Annotated in this window: 23 protein-coding genes; 3 read left to right on the top strand and 20 right to left on the bottom strand. The window is 35.7% G+C overall.

The annotated features are described in order from the left end of the window. Positions 1 to 70 precede the first annotated feature (70 nt). Positions 71 to 982, bottom strand: coding sequence for a TIGR01212 family radical SAM protein (locus tag VZL98_00360; protein WVH63438.1), 912 nt, complete (start codon positions 980 to 982; stop codon positions 71 to 73). 154 nt (positions 983 to 1,136) lie between these two features. Between VZL98_00360 and VZL98_00355 the strand changes: the two genes are divergently transcribed. After that, entirely contained in the window at positions 1,137 to 1,430 is a 294-nt protein-coding gene (locus tag VZL98_00355) for a hypothetical protein (GenBank protein WVH63437.1), read from the top strand. Positions 1,431 to 1,481: 51 nt separating this feature from the next. Here the strand turns inward: VZL98_00355 and VZL98_00350 are convergent, their stop codons facing one another. The 10 genes from VZL98_00350 to VZL98_00305 all read right to left on the bottom strand — a co-directional run bounded on the left by VZL98_00350 (position 1,482) and on the right by VZL98_00305 (position 9,543). Next, entirely contained in the window at positions 1,482 to 2,645 is a 1,164-nt protein-coding gene (locus VZL98_00350) for a dicarboxylate/amino acid:cation symporter (GenBank protein WVH63436.1), read from the bottom strand. A gap of 97 nt (positions 2,646 to 2,742) precedes the next feature. Further along, positions 2,743 to 4,020: an L-serine ammonia-lyase, iron-sulfur-dependent, subunit alpha gene (locus VZL98_00345; GenBank protein ID WVH63435.1), complete on the bottom strand. Its 1,278-nt coding sequence runs from the start codon at positions 4,018 to 4,020 to the stop codon at positions 2,743 to 2,745. 104 nt (positions 4,021 to 4,124) lie between these two features. Next, positions 4,125 to 4,370: a DUF951 domain-containing protein gene (locus VZL98_00340; protein WVH63434.1), complete on the bottom strand. Its 246-nt coding sequence runs from the start codon at positions 4,368 to 4,370 to the stop codon at positions 4,125 to 4,127. Next, complete coding sequence (locus VZL98_00335) at positions 4,360 to 5,184, bottom strand: mechanosensitive ion channel family protein (protein WVH63433.1); 825 nt, start codon at positions 5,182 to 5,184, stop codon at positions 4,360 to 4,362. The genes VZL98_00340 and VZL98_00335 overlap by 11 nt, the downstream gene beginning before the upstream one ends. Before the next feature lie 388 nt (positions 5,185 to 5,572). Beyond that, positions 5,573 to 5,842 carry a DUF3343 domain-containing protein gene (locus tag VZL98_00330; protein ID WVH63432.1) on the bottom strand — a complete coding sequence of 90 codons (270 nt, stop codon included), beginning with the start codon at positions 5,840 to 5,842 and terminating at the stop codon, positions 5,573 to 5,575. Next, on the bottom strand, positions 5,835 to 6,434 hold the full coding sequence (gene yedF / locus VZL98_00325) for a sulfurtransferase-like selenium metabolism protein YedF (protein WVH63431.1): 600 nt from the start codon (positions 6,432 to 6,434) through the stop codon (positions 5,835 to 5,837). The genes VZL98_00330 and yedF overlap by 8 nt, the downstream gene beginning before the upstream one ends. Positions 6,435 to 6,775: 341 nt before the next feature. Beyond that, positions 6,776 to 7,414, bottom strand: coding sequence for a hypothetical protein (locus tag VZL98_00320; protein ID WVH63430.1), 639 nt, complete (start codon positions 7,412 to 7,414; stop codon positions 6,776 to 6,778). 26 nt (positions 7,415 to 7,440) lie between these two features. Beyond that, the gene (locus VZL98_00315) at positions 7,441 to 7,716 is read right to left on the bottom strand and encodes a hypothetical protein (protein WVH63429.1); all 276 of its coding nucleotides are present in this window, start codon (positions 7,714 to 7,716) and stop codon (positions 7,441 to 7,443) included. A 100-nt stretch (positions 7,717 to 7,816) separates the two neighbouring features. After that, positions 7,817 to 8,506 carry an aspartate/glutamate racemase family protein gene (locus tag VZL98_00310; protein WVH63428.1) on the bottom strand — a complete coding sequence of 230 codons (690 nt, stop codon included), beginning with the start codon at positions 8,504 to 8,506 and terminating at the stop codon, positions 7,817 to 7,819. Between the two features lie 41 nt (positions 8,507 to 8,547). Beyond that, entirely contained in the window at positions 8,548 to 9,543 is a 996-nt protein-coding gene (locus VZL98_00305; protein WVH63427.1) for a hypothetical protein, read from the bottom strand. A 131-nt stretch (positions 9,544 to 9,674) separates the two neighbouring features. Here VZL98_00305 and VZL98_00300 point away from each other — a divergent pair, with 131 nt between their 5' ends. Further along, positions 9,675 to 9,986: a DUF1294 domain-containing protein gene (locus tag VZL98_00300; GenBank protein WVH63426.1), complete on the top strand. Its 312-nt coding sequence runs from the start codon at positions 9,675 to 9,677 to the stop codon at positions 9,984 to 9,986. A 43-nt stretch (positions 9,987 to 10,029) separates the two neighbouring features. Here VZL98_00300 and VZL98_00295 read toward each other — a convergent pair whose 3' ends face one another. The 7 genes from VZL98_00295 to VZL98_00265 all read right to left on the bottom strand — a co-directional run bounded on the left by VZL98_00295 (position 10,030) and on the right by VZL98_00265 (position 19,915). Next, on the bottom strand, positions 10,030 to 10,755 hold the full coding sequence (locus VZL98_00295) for a phosphatase PAP2 family protein (GenBank protein ID WVH63425.1): 726 nt from the start codon (positions 10,753 to 10,755) through the stop codon (positions 10,030 to 10,032). Between the two features lie 22 nt (positions 10,756 to 10,777). After that, positions 10,778 to 11,344: a GDSL-type esterase/lipase family protein gene (locus VZL98_00290; GenBank protein ID WVH63424.1), complete on the bottom strand. Its 567-nt coding sequence runs from the start codon at positions 11,342 to 11,344 to the stop codon at positions 10,778 to 10,780. Between the two features lies 1 nt (position 11,345). Beyond that, positions 11,346 to 12,719, bottom strand: a complete 1,374-nt coding sequence (locus tag VZL98_00285) for an ABC transporter permease (protein ID WVH63423.1) — start codon at positions 12,717 to 12,719, stop codon at positions 11,346 to 11,348. After that, the gene (locus tag VZL98_00280) at positions 12,709 to 14,388 is read right to left on the bottom strand and encodes a hypothetical protein (protein ID WVH63422.1); all 1,680 of its coding nucleotides are present in this window, start codon (positions 14,386 to 14,388) and stop codon (positions 12,709 to 12,711) included. Before VZL98_00280 ends, VZL98_00285 begins: the two co-directional genes overlap by 11 nt. Continuing rightward, a complete protein-coding gene (locus VZL98_00275) occupies positions 14,372 to 15,091 on the bottom strand; it encodes an ABC transporter ATP-binding protein (GenBank protein WVH63421.1) in 720 nt (239 codons plus the stop codon). Before VZL98_00275 ends, VZL98_00280 begins: the two co-directional genes overlap by 17 nt. Before the next feature lie 223 nt (positions 15,092 to 15,314). Continuing rightward, a complete protein-coding gene (locus tag VZL98_00270; protein WVH63420.1) occupies positions 15,315 to 16,988 on the bottom strand; it encodes a DEAD/DEAH box helicase in 1,674 nt (557 codons plus the stop codon). Between the two features lie 14 nt (positions 16,989 to 17,002). Then, the gene (locus tag VZL98_00265; GenBank protein ID WVH63419.1) at positions 17,003 to 19,915 is read right to left on the bottom strand and encodes an insulinase family protein; all 2,913 of its coding nucleotides are present in this window, start codon (positions 19,913 to 19,915) and stop codon (positions 17,003 to 17,005) included. 308 nt (positions 19,916 to 20,223) lie between these two features. On the opposite strand from VZL98_00265, the gene VZL98_00260 reads away from it, so the two are divergent. Continuing rightward, a complete protein-coding gene (locus VZL98_00260; GenBank protein ID WVH63418.1) occupies positions 20,224 to 20,976 on the top strand; it encodes an exodeoxyribonuclease III in 753 nt (250 codons plus the stop codon). 47 nt (positions 20,977 to 21,023) lie between these two features. Here VZL98_00260 and yqeC read toward each other — a convergent pair whose 3' ends face one another. Continuing rightward, entirely contained in the window at positions 21,024 to 21,740 is a 717-nt protein-coding gene (yqeC, locus tag VZL98_00255; GenBank protein ID WVH63417.1) for a selenium cofactor biosynthesis protein YqeC, read from the bottom strand. Positions 21,741 to 21,753: 13 nt separating this feature from the next. Then, positions 21,754 to 23,292 carry an aromatic amino acid ammonia-lyase gene (locus VZL98_00250; protein WVH63416.1) on the bottom strand — a complete coding sequence of 513 codons (1,539 nt, stop codon included), beginning with the start codon at positions 23,290 to 23,292 and terminating at the stop codon, positions 21,754 to 21,756. Positions 23,293 to 23,346: the final 54 nt, after the last annotated feature.

Genomic DNA, 23,346 nt, shown 5'->3' with positions numbered 1-23,346 from the left:
TACATTAATTATAAATAAAGTATGGTATATTTAGAATATTTAATATACTCATTTTCTTCGTTCTTTTGTTTTAAAACGTCGCATTACAACCTTGGTTTATATTTTCAACCTTCAATCTCTTCTCAATACCGGAAAGGACCGATAATTTATCTGCCGTCCAATTCGGTGCAATAAGTTTTTGTCTGTTTGGATCCCCGGTCAGTCTATGGATTACGATCTTGGGATCCAGTCTTGATATTGCTTCTACCACCAAATTAATATACTCTTCTTTTGAGAGCAATTCAAATGGTTTTTCCTTATATATCTTAGCAAGAGGTGTATCTTCTTGAATATAAAGGCTATGGATTTTTACCCCAAAGAGCTTTTTATCATTTATATACCTAATCCCATCCATCATACTTTCACTTGTTTCGCCAGGTAGACCGAAGATAATATGGGACAGAGTCTTTATATCTCTTTCTTTTAGCTTGTCAACTGCAGTGTCAAAGACAGTATGAGAATATCCTCTATTAATTTCCTCTATGATACTTTCATTTACAGATTGCATACCAAGCTCAATCCACAAAAAAGTCTTTTCATTCAATTCACTAAGAAGATCAAGTACCTCATCTGATAAACAATCTGCCCTGGTCGCTATTGCCAGCCCCACCGTATTTTCAAAAGAGAGAGCTGTATAATAGATTTTTCTAAGCTGTTCTACATACGCATAAGTATTAGTAAAATTTTGAAAAAACGCTATATTAAGACCCTCAGGCCATTTTCTTTCAAGTATTTTTCTCTGTTTTTCCATCTGAAGAGTTATGGAATCGAGGTCTTTAAAAGTAAAGTCTCCCGAACCCCTTTCCGAGCAGTATATGCATCCTGATTTTCCAAGTGTCCCATCGCGATTTGGACATGTAAAACCCGCATCTATCGAGAGCTTAAGTATCTTCTTATTGAATTTATTATAAAAATAATCATGAAAACTGTTGTATCTACTCATTAAATCACCAAAAATCTATTCATATATTGTACAAAACAATTATACCGGGTATACTTACCATAAGAATATCACAATCCACCTAACATAGATAGTTGTTTTTGACATATTCAGAAACTACTTAAATTAATTTTATTATTTTATTGGAGGTTTTATGATGAAGAGTAAATCATACTTGCTAATTTTAGTATTAATCGGACTATTTATTCCTATTACGGGCATGAATAATAAATCCGATTTTCCCGAATACCGGTATAAAATAGAAAGCTTTAAGACACATGCATCTAAACAGCCCAAGGTTATAATAGGAAATGAGGTCAATAATTCCAATGAAAAAATCAATGATTTTCTCCACAATTACCGCTATCAAATTGCAGGTTTTGGACTCTTAATGATTATCGGTTTTTTTATGAATTTAATAAAGGGTAAAGACAGAAGAAAGAGGAAATAAAAAATCCGCCGATTAATCGGCGGATTTTGTCCACAGTTGATAATTAAAACATCAAGCCTTTGATTTTTCACCAAATAGCCCCGTCAGCATAAGTGCTATAGCTCCATCTCCAGTAACATTACAAGCAGTTCCAAAACTGTCTTGAAGTGCAAATATAGTAAGCATTAATGCAACACCTGTCTCGTCAAATAACAATACTCCTGTTATTAGACCCAATGAAGCCATTACGGTTCCACCAGGGATTCCCGGAGCACCGATTGCAAAGATACCAAGTAGTACAATAAATATTATCATACTTCCCATTGACGGTAGTTTTCCATAAAGAATTTGAGAAACTGTCATTACGAAAAATACTTCTGTAAGTACTGAACCACATAGATGTATGGTTGCACCTATCGGTACTGCAAAGTCTGCAATTTTTCTATCCAGTACCGGCGACTTTCTGGCACATGCCAAAGCTACAGGTAGGGTTGCAGCGGAACTCATAGTTCCAAGCGCTGTAAAGTATGCAGGTCCATAGTATCTAAGAACATCAAATGGATTCTTCTTTGATATTGCACCCGCAATACCGTATAGTACTGCCAGCCAAATATAGTGACCGATAAGTACTATAACAATAACTTTTATAAATACAGGGAACTGCTTAATTATAGCTCCTTCATATGCTAAACCTGCAAAGGTTGCAGCAATAAAGAACGGCAGTATAGGAATTATAATTTTTTTAACCAATTCCATCATGATATTATTTAACTCTTTAAAGAGTTTTTCCATACCTTCAGATTTAGTCCAAATAATTGCAAGTCCAAATACTATAGAGGTAAATAGAGCTGTCATTACAGGCATAATCGCAGGTATGCCTAATTGGAATACCATTTTAGGCAACTCCTTTACTCCTTCAGTCTCAGGCACAATATTTAATCCGGGAATTATAGCATATCCGGCAAACATTGAAAATAAAGCTGCGCCTACTGAAGATAAATATGCAATAGCAAGCGCCGTAAACAGCATCTTACTGGCATTATCTTTTAAATCTGTAATCGCAGGAGTTATAAAACCAAGTATTATTAATGGAACCATGTAGAATATAACTTGACCAAGAATCTGTTTGATCGTAATTATAACTTCAATAACTTGAACATTTGAAACCATTCCAATAACTATACCGATGATTACCCCTAATACTAATTTAAGTATTAAATTATCTTTAACTTTCATTCAATCATCCTTTCTTTGAATACTGTAACTTCATAGCAATACGCCTAACAACTGTGGACAATCAATAATAGGTAATTAAAAAATTAATCTATTTTTCTTAATTATCGATTATTTCAAGCATGGTGTCATCGACATTCTTAAATCCTTGATGAGCAAGTTTCCCAATATTTTTTATAGTCTGCTCTATATTTTCACCTATAACTCCTACTTTTGGAGAAACGAGTACTCCGTTTAATGAAAGATAAGCTGATAATACGGCTTCCGCAGCTGAAGTAGCTAATTTTAATGAACAGGTATCTTTCGCTCCATCGCATAACATTCCTGAAATATTTGCAAACATATTATTAGCAGAGCCGGCAATTTGAGTATCATCTCCACCAAGCATCCAAGTTATACCCGCAGTAGCTCCGATACCTGCGCCGATTGCACATCCACACATACCTGATAATTTACCTGAATATATCTTAACGTATTCGTTGATTGCATGAGCAAAAAATACTCCTCTGGTAAGCCTATCTTCTTCGAGTCCTTTTTCTTCGGCAACTACATAAACAGGCAGTATTACTCCAAGACCTTGATTACCACTTCCCCCACTTGTCATAATCGGACATTCTCCACCACCCATTCTCATGTCAGCAGCTGCAGCAGTTAATATTCTGGATCTGGTTCCCGCATCCATTGCAATAAGACCACTTGCTTCTATTTCACTTAATTTTTTGCCTATGCTTAGACCTACTCCGCCTTCAAGTCCTGCTTCAGCAGCAGCAATATTCATCTCAACTCCGTCCATAATGAAGTCAAGTTCTTCAATCGGAATACTCTCGATCATCTCTCTTATGGCCTTGAATGTTAAATCTTTCAAAAACTCTTTAGATGTTTTTTCACTAGTTGAGGATTCTCCTTCATATAGAACCTCATCATCAACTATTATCTTATGTATATGAGTATGAGCATCTTTTAATATTATTTCCACTTTATTGTTTGCCTCGGCAACTATGCTTACATATACATCAGGCGTATCCTGCTTGTATCCAAGTTTTACTATTCCCTTAGAAAGTAATTCTTCAGCACCTTTTAAATCACTTGGCTCTACAGATCTAAGAACCATAAATTCTTCTTCAGAATTACCACCTACAAATCCTACGGCAGCAGCCAAGTCCAGACCGCATTTTCCGGTATGTGGAATAAGTACAGACTTACCGTTCTTATAGATATTTTTACTTACCAATACCTCTAAACTCTTTAATTCTCCATCAGTATGATCAGCTGCAACAGCTGCTGCAAAGGCAACTGCTACCGGTTCAGTGCATCCAAGAGCCGGATTAGTGTCCTCTTTTACAACCTTTATTAAATCTTGTGTATAATCTTTATTCACAATTTACCTCCAAAATTTATATGATACTTTTTACATTAAGTTTAACATTTTTTTTGAAAAAGTGGTAGTTATTTATCATGTTTTTAAATAATTTTTGTTATTACCTATTCTAAATCTATGCTTTCTTCTGTCTCTGCATCTGGTTCATAATGGACAATGCTTATAAATTTACCATTATGTTCTATCTTTCTTATCCTCTTGTTAAAATCAACTCTACTGAGCCAGATTTGTTTATCGCAGCCCATACATCTTAGTTTTATTTCAGCACCGGTCCTCATTATCTCCCACTTATTCTCACCACATGGGTGTCCCTTTTTTAATGTAATGATATCTCCAACTTTATACTTCATCCTTTGCACCACCTTCTACAACAACAAATGCAGGAAGCTCAATTCCTTCAGCCACCAAATCTTCCAGTATAGTCTTTCTTAATTCCCTTTCCACTTCCCAGTGTTTTAAATCCTCGACCATGGCTTTGATTGACATTACCATATCGTATTCACCAAAATCGGTAATCCCTAAAAGACTCGGTCCATCGGTTATGGAAGGATATTTTTCCTTGACCTTTTCACATGCTCCCTCAATTATACTTGTTACTGCCTTAATATCTGTACTATGCGGTAAATAGACTTGAACCCAAGCTCTTTGAGGACCTCTGGATTTATTGGTTACAATTTTAATATTTCCATTTTGGATAATATGTAGCTCTCCAGTGAAGTCTCGAACCTTTGTCAGTCGTAATCCAACATCTTCTATTATTCCTGAAACGCCTTCAATGCTTACATAATCACCAACTCTATACTGGTCTTCGGCTAAAATTATCATGCCGGAGATTACATCTCTTACGACATACTGTGCCCCGAAACCTATCGCAACACCTCCGATTCCTGCAGTCGCTAAAATTGAATTAGTATTTATACCAAACCTGTCGAGAATCAATACAATCGCAATAAAATATGCAAATACATAAATTATTTTAGTAAGTATTTGCTGAAAGGTCTTTATCTTTGAATCAGACTGCAATCCTCTATACTTCAAAGCTCTGTTTATCGCCCTTTTAATAAGCCCAACAAGTATGGAGGCAATTATTATCACTAATGCAGCATAAAATAATTTACCTATTATATTTAGATTTCCCTGTTCATTTATTATTATACTTCTCATTTTTTCGTAGCGCAAAACGTCAGTACCTCCTAAATTCATATTAGAAATCAGTTAAATACTCCAATCAACGATTCTGAAATACTAACTGATTTGTCTTATTGGTTAAAGTTTAATGAAATTATTAAGTATAATAAGTTCTACAACAAAATAATTGATGCTTAGCTTTCACATATCAGATCTTGAAGCCTTAAAATAGGCTATATTAAATCTGATATTTTTTTATCCTTCACAACTATTATAATGTTTTTTAATATACTTTGTCCAATATAACATCCCTTTCAGTTCAAAGACATTTCAACAGCAATTCACTTTCAATAAAAAAGAGCATATCTAAATACAAAGACTGCTCTTGTTGTTTCTGTTTATTTTGCCAAATCTTAAATTGAACTTATTCTATAAGTTCCGCACTCTTGCCGGTTTTTGATTTGGTATGCTTCCAAAGCTGATTGATATTAAGCCCATCCTTCTTTTTTTTAGAAGCATATTCCGTATTATCCAACGATGTCATAATAGACAATCCACAACTACTGCTTATCTCCCTCGGCGTAGGTATGGTTTTAAACTCTACTTCATCTTCTTTAAATGCCTTTTCTGCTTGCATGGCATAATTTACGGAATCAAAAGTCAGTACCAGCTTTTCCGTCAATACACTAACCAATTACCATATTCCTCCCTGCATTCTTGATGGCTTCATAAATCGTATACATATTTGAAATCTCACCTACTGCTAACTCCTCTTTAAGTCCAAAGAAATCCAAACAGGTACCACATGAAATAATTTCAACACCATTTTCAGCCAAAACTCTTATATCATCCAGCACAGGAGAGTCTTTTACAGTTAAATACACTCCTGAATTGTAAAACACTATGGTTTTAGGTAGCGGCTCTGTTTCAGTAACTGTATATATAAAGCTCTTCATTAATATTTCTCCAAGCACATCATCACCATCTCCAAAATACCTGCTACCGATTGCAATAGTAAAATCGTCATTAACAGGTTGGCTAGTTTTCACTTCATCGCCGGAAGAGCCTTCTTCATTCTTATATATGTGGACTATAAATCTATCCTCTGATTCCTGTTTATGATCGTATTTAAATCCATTTGACTCTGCAAGCTTTATAAGGTTTTGAACGCAGACAGCATTATCCGCTAGTATCTCGACAACTCCTTCCGCCATCTTGTCCAGTTCCTTTTTAGCCATAATTACAGGTTTAGGACAATCTATTCCAATAGCATCTATAGTAATCATTTAATCGCCTCCTAAGTACTATTATATTGCAATAATACCCATTCAGTAATTCGTTTTTCTTATGATTTTTGATTATTGATAAGATATCCTTATGATTAAGTCGCCACAATTCCTTTAAAGCCTTATAGATAATTGTAAATAGTATGGTTCCTATTATATGTACTTTGAAATGAACTTCTTATTTTGGATATTGTAACGACACTTCCCCTAAAATAGAATTATGAAAATCAAGTATTACTCCATCTTCAATTCAGAAAAATCCCCTGATATCGAGCTTTTTAGAGTTAGCAATTACTTGACATCAGGGGTATTAATTTTTTTATAATTAAACCTAGATTTAATTAACCAAAATATGGTATATAGCTTTGATAAAACAATGCAACAATTAGAGATAAACCTATTTCTAAGGCTAGTTCTTTCGGTTTTCGATAAAGTACGAGTACTCCGATTATCCAAGTTAAGAATTCTAGCATATGTGTTATTCGTATGCCTTGAAAAATTAGTACAGCTTGAGAAAATAGTACGCCTAATATAATTGACGAAATCAAAATGGCAAAAATCCCCTTTCCCTTGGCATACCAACAAATATATGCAATAAAGAACGAAGAAAATGCAATAACTATCCAAAATCTCATATAAAACACCGGTAAAAAACCGAGTACATAATTGCTGTAAAGATAATATCCCGTTAACATGCTTAACAAAAATAGAAAAACATTAATTCCTGCTCTTAATGGACTTCTCGAATATACCGAAATCGATGTACCTAATAGTATCCATACTCCGAGTCTTCCGAAATAGTTTGAAATATCTAATTTTTGAAGGATCATAGGGAAATCATTATATGCACCACCATCAAGCCATTTTTGTAATAAGCCTAAGAAAAATCCCGTTAGCATTATGGCAAGTGTAATTATAATATCCTTGCTTAAATTATTTCCTTTTAAAGGTTCTCTTATTTTATCTAAATATACTTTCATAAACCCTCTTTCCTTATCAATTGTTTTTACTCTTTTTCTTTACTAATCAAGAAAGCATTTATAAAGATAGAAGCTACTGTGCATATCCATAATATTCTATTCATAGTAGGCATAGTATCCATCAATCCACCCCAGTCTTCATTAACAACTCTATTTGCTCCATCTGAATAAAAAGCACATAATGTTAATGCTGTAAGCGAAAGGCTCAAGAATGAAAACCATTTAGAATTTTTGTTCTGAAGAGCCCATACTATACCTAATGCCGCAAAGATAATTGCCCCTATTCCCAGTAGTGCCCACATAGTATTTCTCCTTATACTTTATTGTATTGGTTGATTTGAGGCTTGTTCTTCTTACAGATTTATCTCAAATCAATTCGAATCATGACTCTAAATAGATTTTCTATTCCAAAGCAAAAAGTGCAGCTTTTTCAGAATGTATATAAGTAGTATCAAATAGTGGTAGGCTTGAGTCCTTTTGGGATATTAATAAGCCGATTTCTGTACAACCAAGTATTATCCCCTGTGCTCCTTGAGACTCTAATGTTTTTATAATCCTTTGGTATTCACTGAGAGAACCTGGCTTAATAATACCTAGACATAGCTCATTGTAAATAATATAATTGATTATTTCTGTATCCTCTTCTGTTGGAACAATCACGTCTATCCCCTTATCTATAACTCTCGATTTATAAAAGTCTTGAGTCATGGTATATTTTGTACCTAGAAGCCCGACTTTTTTTATATTTTCTTCGATTAAAACTTCTGCAGTTGCATCAGCTATATGAATTATAGGTATAGAAATATATTCTTCTATCTGAGGCAGGACTTTATGCATTGTATTTGTACAGATAACAATGAACTCAGCTCCTGCAGATTCCAGCTTTTTAGCTATTTCCCCAAGTACTTGCCCGCTTTTTTCCCAGTCATTATTTGCTTGATATTTTTCAATTTCTTCAAAATCTGCACTATAGAGTAGAATTTTTGCAGAATGCAGTCCACCCAATTTTTCCTTTACAGTTTGGTTGATGATTCTATAGTAAGTAGCTGTCGACTCCCAGCTCATTCCTCCAATTAAACCTATTGTTTTCATGTCTCCCCCACGAAAGTCCAATAAATTTTCAAACTTTATTCCTAAACTTCCAATACGCTTTTATCGGTTATAATATAGTATCTATTGCCATCTTTTTTAAAGCCTTTGATGCTCCCATCCGGGCGATAGGTTTTAAATTCAGTTCCGTCGTAGACATGGAATAAAAGTTCTCCATATACTATTACCTTTCCCTCTTTTGCAAATACTCCTTTGATATCTTCTTCCACTTTTGTATCAAGCAGTATTTCCATATCTGTGTTTTGTATTCTTAAGCTTCTATCAGTCGTCCTGACTATATAGGGTTTACTGAAATCGAATCCCTTGGTATTCTCCATTGGGTTTTTATCGTCCAGCATTCCGTTTTTAAATCTATAAAGGTATTCCGTGGTGCAGATAAGTAAATCCTCATTGTCTATAAAGTCTGCACCCAGTATTATCTCATCTTTAAAGGTTAGTTTGAATACTTCTTCTCTTTTCGAATTGTATATGCTAACAGCTGAATTAATAAACTCGTCCTGACCAAGTGTTATCACCCCGTCCATGGTATTGCTTTGATTGTTAAATACACCTGAAATTCCGTGTTTAAATTCTTGAACATACTTGGTATTAAGTTTTTCATCAAGGACGAGTAAGTGATTTGCTTTGATTAGATAGTAGTCTTTTAGTTTAATTATGGCTTCTGGCTCAAAGTTAATTTGTACACTTTTATTTGAAAAGAGTTTACTCTTAAGATTCTTAAGTACATTTTCATGATCTAGCTGAAGTTTTTCAGCCAGCAGTTTGGGGTGGTCTCCTTCTATGACTTTTGAGCTTGAGCCGGAAGAGTAGTTCATTAATTTTCCGTCTTCGATGGTGTATACCCCGTTACCCATTGGTTGAATACTGTTTAATTCGAGATTCGTGAAATCATGATTTAAGTTCACCTGTTTTTTTACAAGTTCGGGACTTAGGTAAAACAAAAGACCGATGACAGCTATCCCAACTATTGTAAGCAGTACATATATAAATTTTCTATAATTAACAAGACTGTATTTCATAATATCTTCCTCAATATTTTTCTTAAATTTAGTGAATTTTCAGCTATATATAGTATAATATAAACTGAGCAAAGATTAAAGGTAAGCTAACGCCCCTTTTATTTGTATTTTTGAATTAGAGAAGGTAAAATATGATAATTTTAAAAACACTTCCACTTAAGGAAAAAGCACTGTTTATTTATATATTGGCTATTAATATAATCGCCCTATTGCTTTTTGTTTACGATAAAATTGAATCTCAAAAAAAGACCAGGAGTCGTAGAAATAGGCTTTCAGAAAATACTCTGTTCTTGGTTTCTCTGCTGGGAGGATCCCTCGGCAGTTTGATAGCCATGTATGCGTTTAGGCATAAGACTCGAAAGCCCTTTTTTGTCATAGGGATTCCGATAATTTTCGTTCTTAATCTTGTACTTCTGTATTTAGTTTCACTCTATATAATTTAAAAAGCTATATTAAAACCCTTCCGTTTTAATATAGCTTTTATTATTATTTATTTCTTTTATAGTATGTGTCTGTTTCGAGGCTGAGTCTTTCTTTAGCTCCACGATTAAATAATGGTCCAAGATTTTGTATATTCAGTTTTTTAACTTCTTCAGAGAATACAAAAATCACTTGAGCAACCAATATGCCTACCACCACATCTACTATGGAATGTTGTTTCAAAAACACAGTGGACATAAGTATTGATACGGATAGGATAAACGAAAGCCCCTTTATCCATTTATTCTTGCCTATGTCGGTGAGTTTTGTAAGTGCCATATGTGTAATAACAGTTGCATATACATGTATGCTCGGGCATACATTTGTCGGTGTGTCTATGACATGCATATACTTAACTATTTCAATAAAAATATTCTCTCTTTCAAAATGTGTAGGTCGAAGCTGCACCATGCTCGGCCAAATTATATTAATCACGAGACAGAATACCATCCCACCAAATAACAGACTATTATATTGGTTGAATGTACTTCTGTCAGCTTTCCTTATATAGTAGATCAGGTTGATTCCCAAATAAAAGAACCACAGTATATAAGGTATCATAAAGTACTCATTGAAAGGGATTAAATCATCTAATGGATGGTAGATAACATTAAATTCTCTATTTAGTCCCTCGATTAAAAAGAACATCATCTGATAAAGAAATACAAAGGTCAGCACTATAATAGTTCTTCTTCTCTTTTCGCTTTTAATATTATTTAACACTTCGTTCATTTAATCCCCCCCTTTCTTAAGTTTATTCCCCTTCCAAGTGTGACTTTACTAAATCGGCCACTAATTCATTACCCTTGCTGTTTAAATGGATATCGTCTAAATAATACTCCATCGCAAGATTTTTATCAATTAACTCCGTTATTTTTTCGTTTAAGTCTATCAGTATAAAGTCTTCCATGGATTTAAATCCCATTAGTTCATCTCTTAATTTGTTGATTTGAGCATTTACTTGCCCCGCTTTCATTAAAAGCATTGGCTCTACTGAAATCACAGGTACCGGGATTAACACCATGGGTTTTATCATATAGTATTTACACTGCATAATCATCGTCTTTATATTCAAAGCTGCATTTATATATCCAATGCCGTTGAAGAAATCATTGGTTCCGCCCATTATTATAAGCCTTGATGGGTTTTCACTAACCACATCAGCTTGGAATCTCGATAACATTCCTGCAGTCGTATCTCCATTTATGCCTCTATTTATAACTCTATGATCGGTTATATTCTCCAGTATGTTTGGCCACGCTTCTTTTCTGGGAAGCATGTATCCATATGTCAGGCTATCTCCTAAACAAACAATTTTCATATTATTCAGTCCTTATTGCTTCAATAGCTGAAAGTCTGGTCGCTCTAAGTGCCGGGAAATATCCTGTAATTACACCTATTAAGAAGGAGAATACAAGTGACGCTCCAGCCAACCATATCGGTATATAGGATATGACGACTTCCCCGCCTCCCATAAATCCTCCCTGGATTCTTGCTCCAAGTATGGTATTTAGAAGGTTGGATAAGAAGTATGCCAAGCCTACTCCTGTAACACCTCCGAAAAGTCCTATCATGCCTGCTTCAAGCAGGAAGAGGTTTCTAATATCTTTAACGGAAGCTCCTATAACTTTCATAACACCTATTTCTCTGGTTCTTTCATAGATGGACATGACCATGGTATTCGTGATACCGATCGCTGCAACTATCAAGGATATAGAGCCGATGCCTGCCAGTATGGCTTGTGCTACATTACCTTGGTTTTTCCATTCGTTCATCATCTCTCCGTCATTATGAGCTTGGAGTTTTAATTCTTCTATGGCTTGTTGAACCCCTTTTACATTATCCATATGATCTACGTGAACCGAAATATTCTCATAGTATCTAACATTTTTCTTTTTATACTCTTTGTATTTTTCCGGTGTCAATGAAAGTTGGTTCATTTCGTCATTTAGAAGTTTGATTTTTTCCGGAGCTGCATATATTCCTGACGCTCCGCCAAACCATGGCATTCCGGCAGTATAGGTGCCGACTACTTTCAAATTATATGTTTTCTTTTTAGCTCCACCTCCGCTTTGCATGGCGATTAGTGGATTGTTTTCTTCGTATATATTTCCAATTGTGATTTTATACTTACTCTTGGTCGGATCTTCAATTGTTACAGGTTTATATTCTCGCCCCATTGATTTTTCATCATATAATGAATATCTGAGTTCCGTTGGTACCAGGATTTCTATATCCTTTGAGTTGGGATTATAAACACGACCTTTCTCTATTTTAACACCTGCCGGTTCCAAATCCGCTTCAGGTAATCCCTTTAGGGTATCCATATACGAGTATTTGTCAACATTGATACGTACGCCACCCATGTTCTGATCAATTTTAGAAGGATTTATTACCGCAGTTACATGTGGCATTTCCTTTATTTGTTTTACTACTTGATCAGTAATAAGTCCCTCTCTGGGAGCTCTTCCTCCCGATCTCGGATCAAAATACTGAGTCGGCATTACCTGTATCAAGGTTAAGCTTTGGGTGTTTTCTATCATATCGTCTATCTGTTTTCTTTGTGCAAGCCCAAGTGACATCATTACAACTATTGATGCACATCCTATAACAACACCGATAACAGTTAGAAATGTTCTTAGTTTTCTCCTCCACAGATTTCTAAAGCCTAATGAAAAGAGATCACTAATCTTCATCGATAGTCAAATCCTCTTGCTCTTTTTTGTTTTTTCTCTTTTTATATACAAATGCTCCGATACCTGCTAGTGCAGCTGCACCAATACCAATGTTTAAAGGTGTTAGAAGTCCCTTTTTCGGCTGTTCCATAGCACCTTCCATTTGCATATTGGCTTCCATTTCTTCCGGACTCATTTGAGGTTCTTCAGATACACCGAAATCAAATTCTTTCTCAAAGGTCTGTTCTTTTCCTGTGGAGTCTTCATATGTGAAAATAACCTTTCCTCTTGTTTCACCGGGCTTGTTCGGTACAAGGTCAAATTGGAAAGAATCCGAGGTACCACTTTGGAAATTACCAACATAGTATGGCTTCGTATCTGTTTGGAAATCTCCTTCAAGTTTTACCATTAAATTGTTTAATGTATCTTTTCCTGTATTATAAAATTCTATTCCTCCGTCAAGAGACATTCCTAAGAACGCTTCCGGTGGTAGAGTAATTTCACTTGTTTGAAGCTTGGTTTCTTGAACAATCGGTACTCCAATCAATTCCTGAGCAGTGTATTCATTTCCGTCTTTGTCTTCGTATTCAAAATTAGCTATTACTGAATAGTTTTTCGCCGCCAAAGTAGGCGATGTAGAAAGATTAATGCTCTTTTGTACGGTTCCACCCGGTTCTATATATGAGATAAAGAATGTATTGGAACTGTCCACAGGTGTAAACACAGAACTTGATGGTGATCTGTTTTCCATTGGATTGGCAGACTCAGCAGTATCCTGTGAAGTTAAGAAGATTTTTATATTTCTAACGCTTTTATCAGCATTGGTATTATAAAAACTTAAATTCATCGTAAACTCTTCACCTGCTAATGGTTTGCTAGGTTCAAATCCGTATTTATCTATGATTAATTTAGGTTTGTTTTTTACTTTGTCCGAGCCGCTTCCGCCGCTGCCACCAAAATCACCACTTAATCCTATTCCTCCGCCTGAAGGTATACTTGGTAAATCGTTTGGTGGTGTTGGTGCCGGATCAGGTGTTGGTACCGGATCAGGTGTTGGATCGGGTGTCGGTGTTGGATCAGGTGTTGGCGTTGGATCAGGTGCAGGAGATGGATCAGGTTGTGTCCCGATAGGTTTGTTTGGATCTGCATCAGATGGTATGGTTGGTAATTCAGTTTCAAATATGTCCTTTTGATCTTCAGGACCATCTCCATTTGACGGTAATTGGACTGTATTGTCTCTATAGACATCTACATTAATCCTATCGACAAATTCTGATTCTCCAACTTTAAAACTAAGAGTCAGTGGATATTTACTGCAGCCCAAATTGCATTTAGCAAGAAGCACATATGTAAACTCTACAGACGCACCTTTTGCAATCTCAAATGCTCTTAAAGCAGTATTGTTTTCAACTTCCTCAGATAATTTAAAGTATCTATTCGGTTTTCCTTCTTCCGGTCCGACTTCCCTAAGGTCTATGGTTGCTTTTTCTAAATCATATCCCGAAATATTGGTAAGCTTTAGTTTAAGTACAAAATTCTCTCCATTTGTAGTAATTACAGGTTCAGTAACCGCCTGATCAATACTCAAAATAGTATTTTTGAAAATCTTTGGTTGACAGTCATCTGCGCCGGCCGGTATTTGGGTAAATATAAGTACGAATGCCAACGCAAAGCTAAATAGTTTCTTCATTCTCTTCCTCCCTGTTACTTATTTGGATTTCTTTGATTTTACCATCCTGCATATGATAAGTCCTATCGGCAAAAGCTGTGACTTCCTCATCATGCGAAACTATGATAAGTGTTTGTCCGTTTTTTCTTGCCATCCCCGTGATAAGTTGAAGAATCTCGATGGTAGTCCTGGTATCCAGGTTTCCCGTCGGTTCGTCTGCAAATATTATCTTCGGATTATCTACAAATGCCCTTGCGATACTTACTCTCTGCTGTTGTCCTCCTGATAATTCAGTGGGTTTATGTCTCATCCTGTCACCAAGTCCGACTGCTTTGAGTATTTTTATTGCCTTTTTGTCTCTTTCGGACTTCGAAACGCCTTTAAAGACCAATCCAATGCTGACATTTTCAAGTGCCGATAAAGTTGGAATCAGATTATAAGATTGAAAAACAAAACCAATGTTGAGTCTTCTAAAGGAAGTAATCTGACTTTCATTTAGTTTTTCAATATGTATACCTCCAATATTTATCTCTCCCTTGGTTGGTTTTTCAAGACCTGCCATTGCATTTAGAAGGGTGGATTTTCCGGAACCTGATGTTCCAAGTAGACATATAATCTCTCCTTTTTTAATGTCCACACTTACCCCATTGAGCGCATGTATCTTTTCATCGCCCATTTTATACACTTTGTGAAGATCTCTTAATTTAATTAAAGTTTCTGACATCGAATCACCTCATTTAGATTCCAGCTTTCTAACTATACTATAACATATTCGGTTAAAGTTCACCTTACAATTTGATTACACTTTAACTATCTCATAATCACCTAATATGCATACGATAAATGTTTTCCCAAGCTGCATGGTCTAATCTTGTATGGAGAGTACTAAATACTCCCCATACAATAGATTATACCAAGTATTAAACTCAACTAATAAAACTTTATACTTATTTATTTTTTTTATTACGTCTGATGCTTTTACCGCTTTTTCTTCGTGTTTTTGCTATCTCTGCGGTAATCTGTCTGCCTTTAAGTCTGGTTCCATTGATATCTCTGGCAACCTGTTCAGCTATATTTTCTTTTACGCTTACAAAACTGAAATTGTCATAAATATCAATTCTTCCAACTTCATTTTTATTTATATCTGAATATTGAATTATATTACCAAGGATATTCCTCTCGCTTACGCCATCTTTTTTACCTGCGCTGACGAAGATTCTTCCGGTATGCTTCTTAGGATCCCTAGTCTTTCCTCTCTTCTGCCTTTGATCCTTTGGTGCTCTTTTCTTGTCATTGTCAATATAATCCAGCTCTTCATGCTGACCTATACCTTTTTCTTTAACATAGAGTCCTATGGAGGCAGCTGCTATATCGATAGGACTGTAGTTTTTCTCAAGAAGTACATTTAATACAGATTCATACTTTCTATACTCGTCCTTGTCTATATTTTCTGTTATTATATTCAATAGCTTTTCGTTTTGAGTAGCTTTTATATCTCGAAGAGTAGGTACCTGTCTTCTTACTATCTCGGTTTTAGTGTATCTTTGAATATCTCTGAGCTTATAGAACTCCTTACCCGATACAAAACTGAATGCTGTTCCCTCTCGGCCTGCTCTGGCAGTTCTACCGATTCTATGAACATAGTACTCATCATCTTGAGGTAAATCATAGTTAATGACCATATCCACCTCATCCACGTCGATTCCTCTGGCAGCCACATCGGTTGCAACCAGGATATCTGTTGTTAGTTTTCTGAACTTGTTCATTACGGTATCTCTTTGACTTTGTTTTAAGTCACCATGAAGAGCTTCCGCAAAATAACCTCTGTCTTGTAAACTCGCAGTAAGCTCGTCAACTTTTCTCTTGGTATTACAAAATACTATGGTCAAGTTTGGATTGTATATATCCAAAACCCTGGTTAGTATCTCGGTTTTCATATGCGGTTCCAAATCGAAATAATACTGATCCACCTTTGGCACTGTTAATTCTTTCTTGACTACTTTTATAACTTCCGGTTCTTTCTGGTAAGTCTTGGCAAAATTCATAATATCTTTTGCCATGGTGGCAGAGAAGAAAGTCATTTGTCTTTCCTCAGGCAGATGTCCTATTACAAGCTCGATATCTTCCCTAAATCCCATATCAAACATCTCGTCGGCTTCATCGAGCACAAAGATTTTTACATTACCGATCTTTAGAGTTCTTCTGTTTATATGGTCTATAACTCTACCAGGAGTACCCACGACGATCTGAACTCCTTGTTTAAGAGCTCTAATCTGTCTATCTATCGGCTGTCCGCCGTATATTGGAAGTACCTTTACTCCTCTCATATATTTTGCGAGCCTTGATATCTCTTCTGCAACCTGTATAGAAAGTTCTCTTGTCGGGCATAGTATCATCGCCTGAACGCTCTTGTCATTTACATTGATTTTCTCAAGTATAGGTATACCGAATGCAGCGGTTTTTCCGGTTCCGGTTTGAGCCTGTCCTATCATGTCCACTCCTTCAAGCACCAGTGGAATTGCTCTTGATTGTATTGATGAAGGCTCCTCAAAACCCATATCATTTACTGCTCTGATTATCTCTTCCGAGATATTAAAATCTTTAAAATTATTTATTTCCATTAAAATTTATTTCCTCATTTCTTTAAGTTAATTGTTTTATCAAATAACTCTTCATTTTTGCTGATGGTGTCACTTGCACCCAGCACGCATAGATAATTTTCTTCCATTGCGGATTTAATCATCTTTGCGTATTCTCTTATATCTTCTACTTTAGTTGATAATGCTTCACTCATGTATTTTTCAACCTCTTCTATTTTGAGATTTTCTAAATACATCCTTAAATCTTGAGCTCCTTTTTGAACTGCTGTTCTCGGCGGATCGAAAGCACTCATTGTTCCTATGATGATTCCGGTCAAATCTTCCTGTGAAAGCTCCATGTTTTCAAGGAATTCTGCCATTTCATCATATGCTTTAATCGTCTCTACCAGATTTGGATCACGATATGAATAAGTAGCTATCGATCTGTTATTTATAGTTATTCCAGCACCATAAGCTCCGCCCATTGCTCTAATGGTATTGTGTAGATAACCTCTGCTTAAGAAAGAGGATAGTACACTCATTTTGCCGTTATACTCGTATCCGATTGCTTTTAATGGTGAACCTTTTGAAACATATTGAACATTTGCAGAAGATTTTATTCCTTCATTCTTTGGATCTGCAACTATATTTAGATTTGCCGGTTCATATGCTGTTTTATCCAGTTTTTTAACAAAACTCTCGGCTGACTTAAGGAAACCGTCAACTGCTTTCCTGTCTCCAATGATGTTCATGACAAGTCCGTTTGGATTGAACACTTTCTTGTATACTTCGACTATTTTATCGATATATACATTTGCATCCTCAGCCATATTCTTTTCAATATCCTGTATAAAGAAATAGAAATCAATTCCCGATACTTTTTCACTGTACGCCGCAGAGGAATCAAAGTAGGACTTAAGTCTTGCCATCGTAACTGCTTGCCCACTATTGTATATGGACATATCGATTTGAGATTTTATTTCCCTAACTATCTCTTTAAATCTCTTTTCATCTCTTAATTTTGTCTCCAGTGAGATTTCCTCAATAAGTTCCACTGCTTTTGAAAAATCCTCACCCAGTATTTTAGTACTTACCATGAACTTAGGATAGAAAACTCCATCTTTCACTCTATCGTTAAATATATTTACACCAAACCTTATGCCACCTGTTCTGATGTAAATTTCACTCGCTAAATCAGTATAAGCTCTTCTTTCCGTATCCATGGATCCCAACATTTCCGACAATAATGCCACATAAGGGATATCCTCGGGAGTTATGTGACCAATGTCGAACAAAAAGCTCGCATAGTTGATTCCTGCTGTAAAGAGTTCATTGTAGAGGACTTTTGCACCGTTTAACTCGAGTATTTCCCTTGGTACCCTCTCCAAATTTTCATTGATTTCAGATAGCGAAAGCTTAGGGATTGTCGCCTTTGCCTCTTCACTATCCTCTGCTAATTGCATCTCTATAAGATTATCATTTTCAGTTATTAAACTTTCAATTTCTGCTTCTGACAGTGATTTTTTATACTCTTCAAGTTCCTTTACGACTTCTGCATCTTTCAGTTCATTTAAACCCTTATTCGGCACTACATCAACTATTGTCTTGTGATTATTGCTTAGTATCCTGTTTTTGACAAAGTCTTCATAGGCACCTGTTTCTATACCGCTTCTCAGTTTTTCAAGCATAGCATTAAAGCTCAATGCATTAAGCGGAGTCTGTCCATATAACCAGCTATTAAAAGCTTCTATGAAATAGACAATACCCCTGGTATGATATCCGGAAGCTTCTCTAAGATTGTATTCAAATCTGTTAAGAGTAGAGGTCAGTAGTTTTTTATCAATTCCCTCTTCGACCAGTGTTTTAAGGCTCTCTTCGATAATATTTTCAAATTCTACAATTTTATCCTTTGAAGTATTTTTAGCGGCTATTACAAAAGGTATCTCCTTTGCGGAATATCCCATCGAAAAGACATCTTCGCCTATGCCGGCATCGATAAGTGCTCTCTTTATTGGCGCTGCATCCGAGTCTATAAGAGCTTCCTTCAAAATCTCAGTCATCATTCTCGTTTCGCCATCAAGAGTGTCACCTGTTAAAACACCATAGATTAAATAGTCACTTTCAGTATTTTCAACCTCATCCGTAGTTGAATACTCAAAACTGCAATATCTTTTTTCATCAAATCTAGGCTGAGCAGAAATTGATGAATCGATTTCTAATCTATCGAAGGCAGAAAGGTATTCAGTCTCAATATATTCAAGCTCAGATATAGTATCTCCGTTTCCATATAGATAGATATATGAATTGGAAGGATGGTAGTATTTTTTATGAAAATCTACAAAATCTTCATAGCTGAGTTTTGGGATATCATAAGGCTCTCCCCCTGAGTTGAATCTGTAAATGCTGTCAGGATAAAGCGCTTGATTTGAAAACTCCTGCACCTGATCTTCAGCTGTTGACATTGCTCCTCTCATCTCGTTATAAACTACGCCTTTATAAGTTATTGGCTCTTCTTTTCCAAGGAGCTCATAATGCCAACCCTCCTGCATAAATATCTCTTTTTTCTCACCTATTATGGGATAGAATACCGCATCCAAGTATACATCCATAAGGTTTCTAAAGTCTGCAGCATTTCTGCTGGCTACAGGATAGATCGTCTTATCGGGAAAAGTCATTGCATTTATAAAAGTTTGCAGGCTTGTCTTATACATATCCATAAAAGGTTCTTTAGTCTTATATTTTCTGGAACCTGATAATACGCAGTGTTCAACTATATGTGCAACACCTGTAGAGTCGTTTGGAGGTGTTCTGAAGCCTATCCCAAATACCTTATTATCATCATCGTTCTCAAGTTTTAAAAGTCTTGCACCTGTAACTACATGTTCGAATAATAATGCATTTGAATTTGCCTCATCGAGTCTCTTTTTATCAACCAGTTTAAATCCACTAATGACATGTCCAATTTCCATTGTTTTCACTCCATTCTGTCTTTATTATCTATTTGAATTCATACAATAAAATATTCTTATATTAAAACCACTAATTTCCGAGATAAAATTTTCCACACTTGAATTAATCTAAATCCATACTTTTGTTCATACAAATCCACTCTTTATTATACATCATAAAACCTTCGGTATAAAGTTTTATTGATAATTATAATGTTTTGTGTAGTTTCATTAGAAATCATAATCTAAATCCTAATTCATAAATTCAAAATATATGATATACTATTTTACGAGTTAATCATTTGTTTTTTTAGAATTTAGGAGGTATTATGAAACTTATTTCTTGGAATGTAAACGGCTTAAGAGCTGTAATAAAAAAAGGTTTCTTCGATTCGATGGAGCTTATGAATCCTGACATAATCTGTCTACAGGAGATTAAGATGCAAGAAGGACAAGCCGTTATAGATCTGCCTGAATACGAGGAATACTATAATTATGCTGTTAGACCCGGTTATTCAGGAACTGCAATTTTCACAAAAATCACACCGAAGTCGGTTAGCTACGGTCTGGATATTGAACATCATGATAATGAGGGACGAGTTATCACCTTGGAGTTTGAGGATTACTACCTTGTAAATGTCTATACTCCAAACTCTCAACGTAAACTGGAAAGACTCGAGTATAGAATGGAATGGGAGGTAGATTTTAGAAACTATCTAAAAGAACTGGATAAGGTAAAGCCGGTTATACTATGTGGAGACTTAAATGTTGCTCATAAGGAAATCGACCTTAAAAACCCGTCTACCAACAGAAAAAGTGCAGGCTTTACTGATGAGGAACGCGGAAAGATGACAGATTTGTTAGAAGCAGGTTTTACTGATACATTCAGGTTTTTCTATCCCGACAAAACCGATGCGTATTCTTGGTGGTCCTATTTTGCAAAATCTCGTGAAAGAAATGTGGGCTGGAGAATCGACTACTTTGTAGTCTCTGACAGATTTACGGATAAACTCGAAGATGCCTTTATTTACCCTGAAATTATGGGAAGTGACCACTGCCCGGTAGGAATAATACTGAAGTAATACAAAAGACTCGATCTTAAAATAATGGATCGAGTCTTTCTTAAATTTTACTTTTTGTATAGATTGTAGCCTTTTAAAGTAGAACCATAGACATATTCTATATCCAGGTCCAGTTTTGAAAGCTCATCTATTATCATCTTGGCTTTCAAAACATCATTCTCTGTAGTACAGTGATTGAAGTAAAGGTACTTTTTACCCTTTGCTCCCTTGAAAATCCCTGATTTGCTTTTGAGTATATTTAGCAATACATCCATGGTAAGTATATCTTTAAATCCAAAGTTCTCCACGAATAGTTCATCATTAAATATCCTATCTCTACCAATTTTTTCCAAAATTCCATTTATGGGAATAATTCCGATTGTCTTGGTAGTCTCTTCTCTTATAACGGGTTCAAATTCTCTCCAAGCTTTATAAGGAAGCATCTTTGATCCATCGGATTCAATTAGAATATAATCGAATTTTTTATAGACAGCTTTAAAGTCTTCATCTGTGATAGAGGTGATTTTGTTCTTTTCTTCCCGTCCTCCTGTCACAATCAATCTAAACCTTTTATTGTCTATTTCGGCAATTTTATCCATGGGATAGTACATTTTAAGTTCTGATTGATTTTTAGGAATTCCAATCTTGGTGGTTGTTGTAACCAGCACACTTCCGTTTTCCATAAGCTCTTCTGCTAATGTGTACATGGCTGTGGTCTTTCCTCCACTACCTACAAATGCGACTATATCGTGTTTTTTTATGTCAAATGCTTCCGTTAAGTTCATGTCTTTCTCCGTTTTATAAGATTTCTCCAATCTTAGCTTCAGCTATATCCAGTATCGTTTTATCGTGGATTAGATTCCTTATATGCTCGATATACGGATAAAGGTAGGCGTCTTCTTCCAGGATTGGTACTGTTTTATTTAACTCTTTATATACAGCTTCTGTTACGCTGCTTTTTTTGAGATTTGAATCCAAGAACTGATACGATTGGTAGGCTGAGAGAAGCTCTATGGCCAGTATATATTCCAGTTTTTCTGCTATGTCTATAGCTTTCTTTGCAGAATTGTATCCATTGGCGACATAATCCTCTTGATTTCCGCATGTCGGCGTATTATCGATGGTAGCAGAAGTACTGAGTATCCTCATCTCGTTTAATAGTCCCGCTTGAGTATATTGAGGAATCATTAGTCCAGAATTAAGTCCCGGTACTTTTACCAAAAACCATGGATTTTCGTTTAGGTTTCCGTCTATCAGTCTATTATTTCTTCTCTCCGACATCTTGGCAACCATGGTTGCAGCTATTGCAGCACTATCCATTTCAAGTCCTATAAATGAGGAGTCTGGATTACCACAAGAAATAACATCACTATCCTCTCCATCATACCAGATAACCGGATTATCAGTCGAGCTTTTCATTTCATTTTCTATAGTTATCTTAGCATCATAGAGTGTTTTTTTGGCGGCACCGTGAATCTGGGGTACACATCTGATAGAAAGAGCATCCTGTAATCTATGATTATAATGTGCAAGAGCTATTTCAGAATCCTTAAGAATTCGTCTAATGTTTTTAGCGGTATTATTCTGAGTTTCATGCAGTCTGATCTTCATAACTCTATCATCAAAGGCTCTTAAGGTAGATTTTGAAACCTCTATAGTCATTGCACTTATGATATCTGCAGTTTTAACCGCTTTTATAATATCGTAAAGAGCTATTGCCGCAAGACCTGTTACACTTGTCGTACCCGATACCAGTGCAAGCCCTTCTTTATATGACAATTTATAAGCGGCTTCGAGTCCTTTATTGTTTAAAACCTCAGATGCATTTATTATTTCACCCTCGCTTACGGCCATCCCTTCCCCTATCAGAGTCATAGCAATATGTGCTTCCGGAGAAAGATACCCAACTGAACCATCTCTGGGTGCAAAAGGATATATGCCGAGATTTAAAAAGTTTCTATATCTTTCCAGGGTTTCCAGTCTGACGCCACTATAACCTGTACCTATATTTAATAATATCATTAGCATTACTGCTCTGACTTCTTCCTCGCTCATATGTCTTCCAACAGATGTTGAGTGTGAAATTACTATATTTCTTTGTAGTTGTTCTGCATCGCTTTGAGATATGGTCCTAGTACTGTTAGCCCCAAAACCGGTGGTTACTCCATAGATAATCTTGTTTTCATCCACCCATTTCTCTATCAACCTTCTACTGGTATTGATCCTGTTTTTATAGGAGTCAGAAAAAGATATAAATCTTTTATCTCTAATTATCATCATAAATTTTTCCAGATCTATATCATCTAAAAATAACTCCTCATTTCTGGCTCTTTTCATTTTGCACCTCCCATATTTAGATATACTACAGGGATGAGCCAGCTCATCCCTGTA

Source organism: Peptoniphilaceae bacterium AMB_02, from assembly GCA_036321625.1.
Lineage (GTDB): Bacteria > Bacillota > Clostridia > Tissierellales > Peptoniphilaceae > Microaceticoccus > Microaceticoccus formicicus.
The sequence above is the reverse complement of the archived record's forward strand: the minus strand, read 5'-3'. Positions and strand labels throughout refer to the sequence as shown.

Bases quoted from the DNA above. Each gene is read 5' to 3' on its own strand.
- VZL98_00285 (WVH63423.1), bottom strand. From the start codon at position 12,719: ATGAAGATTAGTGATCTCTTTTCATTAGGCTTTAGAAATCTGTGGAGG.
- yedF (WVH63431.1), bottom strand. From the start codon at position 6,434: ATGATTACTATAGATGCTATTGGAATAGATTGTCCTAAACCTGTAATT.
- VZL98_00320 (WVH63430.1), bottom strand. From the start codon at position 7,414: ATGAAAGTATATTTAGATAAAATAAGAGAACCTTTAAAAGGAAATAAT.
- VZL98_00340 (WVH63434.1), bottom strand. From the start codon at position 4,370: ATGAAGTATAAAGTTGGAGATATCATTACATTAAAAAAGGGACACCCA.
- VZL98_00250 (WVH63416.1), bottom strand. From the start codon at position 23,292: ATGAAAAGAGCCAGAAATGAGGAGTTATTTTTAGATGATATAGATCTG.
- VZL98_00360 (WVH63438.1), bottom strand. From the start codon at position 982: ATGAGTAGATACAACAGTTTTCATGATTATTTTTATAATAAATTCAAT.
- VZL98_00315 (WVH63429.1), bottom strand. From the start codon at position 7,716: ATGTGGGCACTACTGGGAATAGGGGCAATTATCTTTGCGGCATTAGGT.
- VZL98_00270 (WVH63420.1), bottom strand. From the start codon at position 16,988: ATGGAAATAAATAATTTTAAAGATTTTAATATCTCGGAAGAGATAATC.
- VZL98_00305 (WVH63427.1), bottom strand. From the start codon at position 9,543: ATGAAATACAGTCTTGTTAATTATAGAAAATTTATATATGTACTGCTT.
- VZL98_00300 (WVH63426.1), top strand. From the start codon at position 9,675: ATGATAATTTTAAAAACACTTCCACTTAAGGAAAAAGCACTGTTTATT.
- VZL98_00265 (WVH63419.1), bottom strand. From the start codon at position 19,915: ATGGAAATTGGACATGTCATTAGTGGATTTAAACTGGTTGATAAAAAG.
- VZL98_00275 (WVH63421.1), bottom strand. From the start codon at position 15,091: ATGTCAGAAACTTTAATTAAATTAAGAGATCTTCACAAAGTGTATAAA.
- VZL98_00290 (WVH63424.1), bottom strand. From the start codon at position 11,344: ATGAAAATTGTTTGTTTAGGAGATAGCCTGACATATGGATACATGCTT.
- VZL98_00260 (WVH63418.1), top strand. From the start codon at position 20,224: ATGAAACTTATTTCTTGGAATGTAAACGGCTTAAGAGCTGTAATAAAA.
- VZL98_00310 (WVH63428.1), bottom strand. From the start codon at position 8,506: ATGAAAACAATAGGTTTAATTGGAGGAATGAGCTGGGAGTCGACAGCT.
- yqeC (WVH63417.1), bottom strand. From the start codon at position 21,740: ATGAACTTAACGGAAGCATTTGACATAAAAAAACACGATATAGTCGCA.
- VZL98_00355 (WVH63437.1), top strand. From the start codon at position 1,137: ATGAAGAGTAAATCATACTTGCTAATTTTAGTATTAATCGGACTATTT.
- VZL98_00350 (WVH63436.1), bottom strand. From the start codon at position 2,645: ATGAAAGTTAAAGATAATTTAATACTTAAATTAGTATTAGGGGTAATC.
- VZL98_00280 (WVH63422.1), bottom strand. From the start codon at position 14,388: ATGAAGAAACTATTTAGCTTTGCGTTGGCATTCGTACTTATATTTACC.
- VZL98_00295 (WVH63425.1), bottom strand. From the start codon at position 10,755: ATGAACGAAGTGTTAAATAATATTAAAAGCGAAAAGAGAAGAAGAACT.
- VZL98_00335 (WVH63433.1), bottom strand. From the start codon at position 5,184: ATGAGAAGTATAATAATAAATGAACAGGGAAATCTAAATATAATAGGT.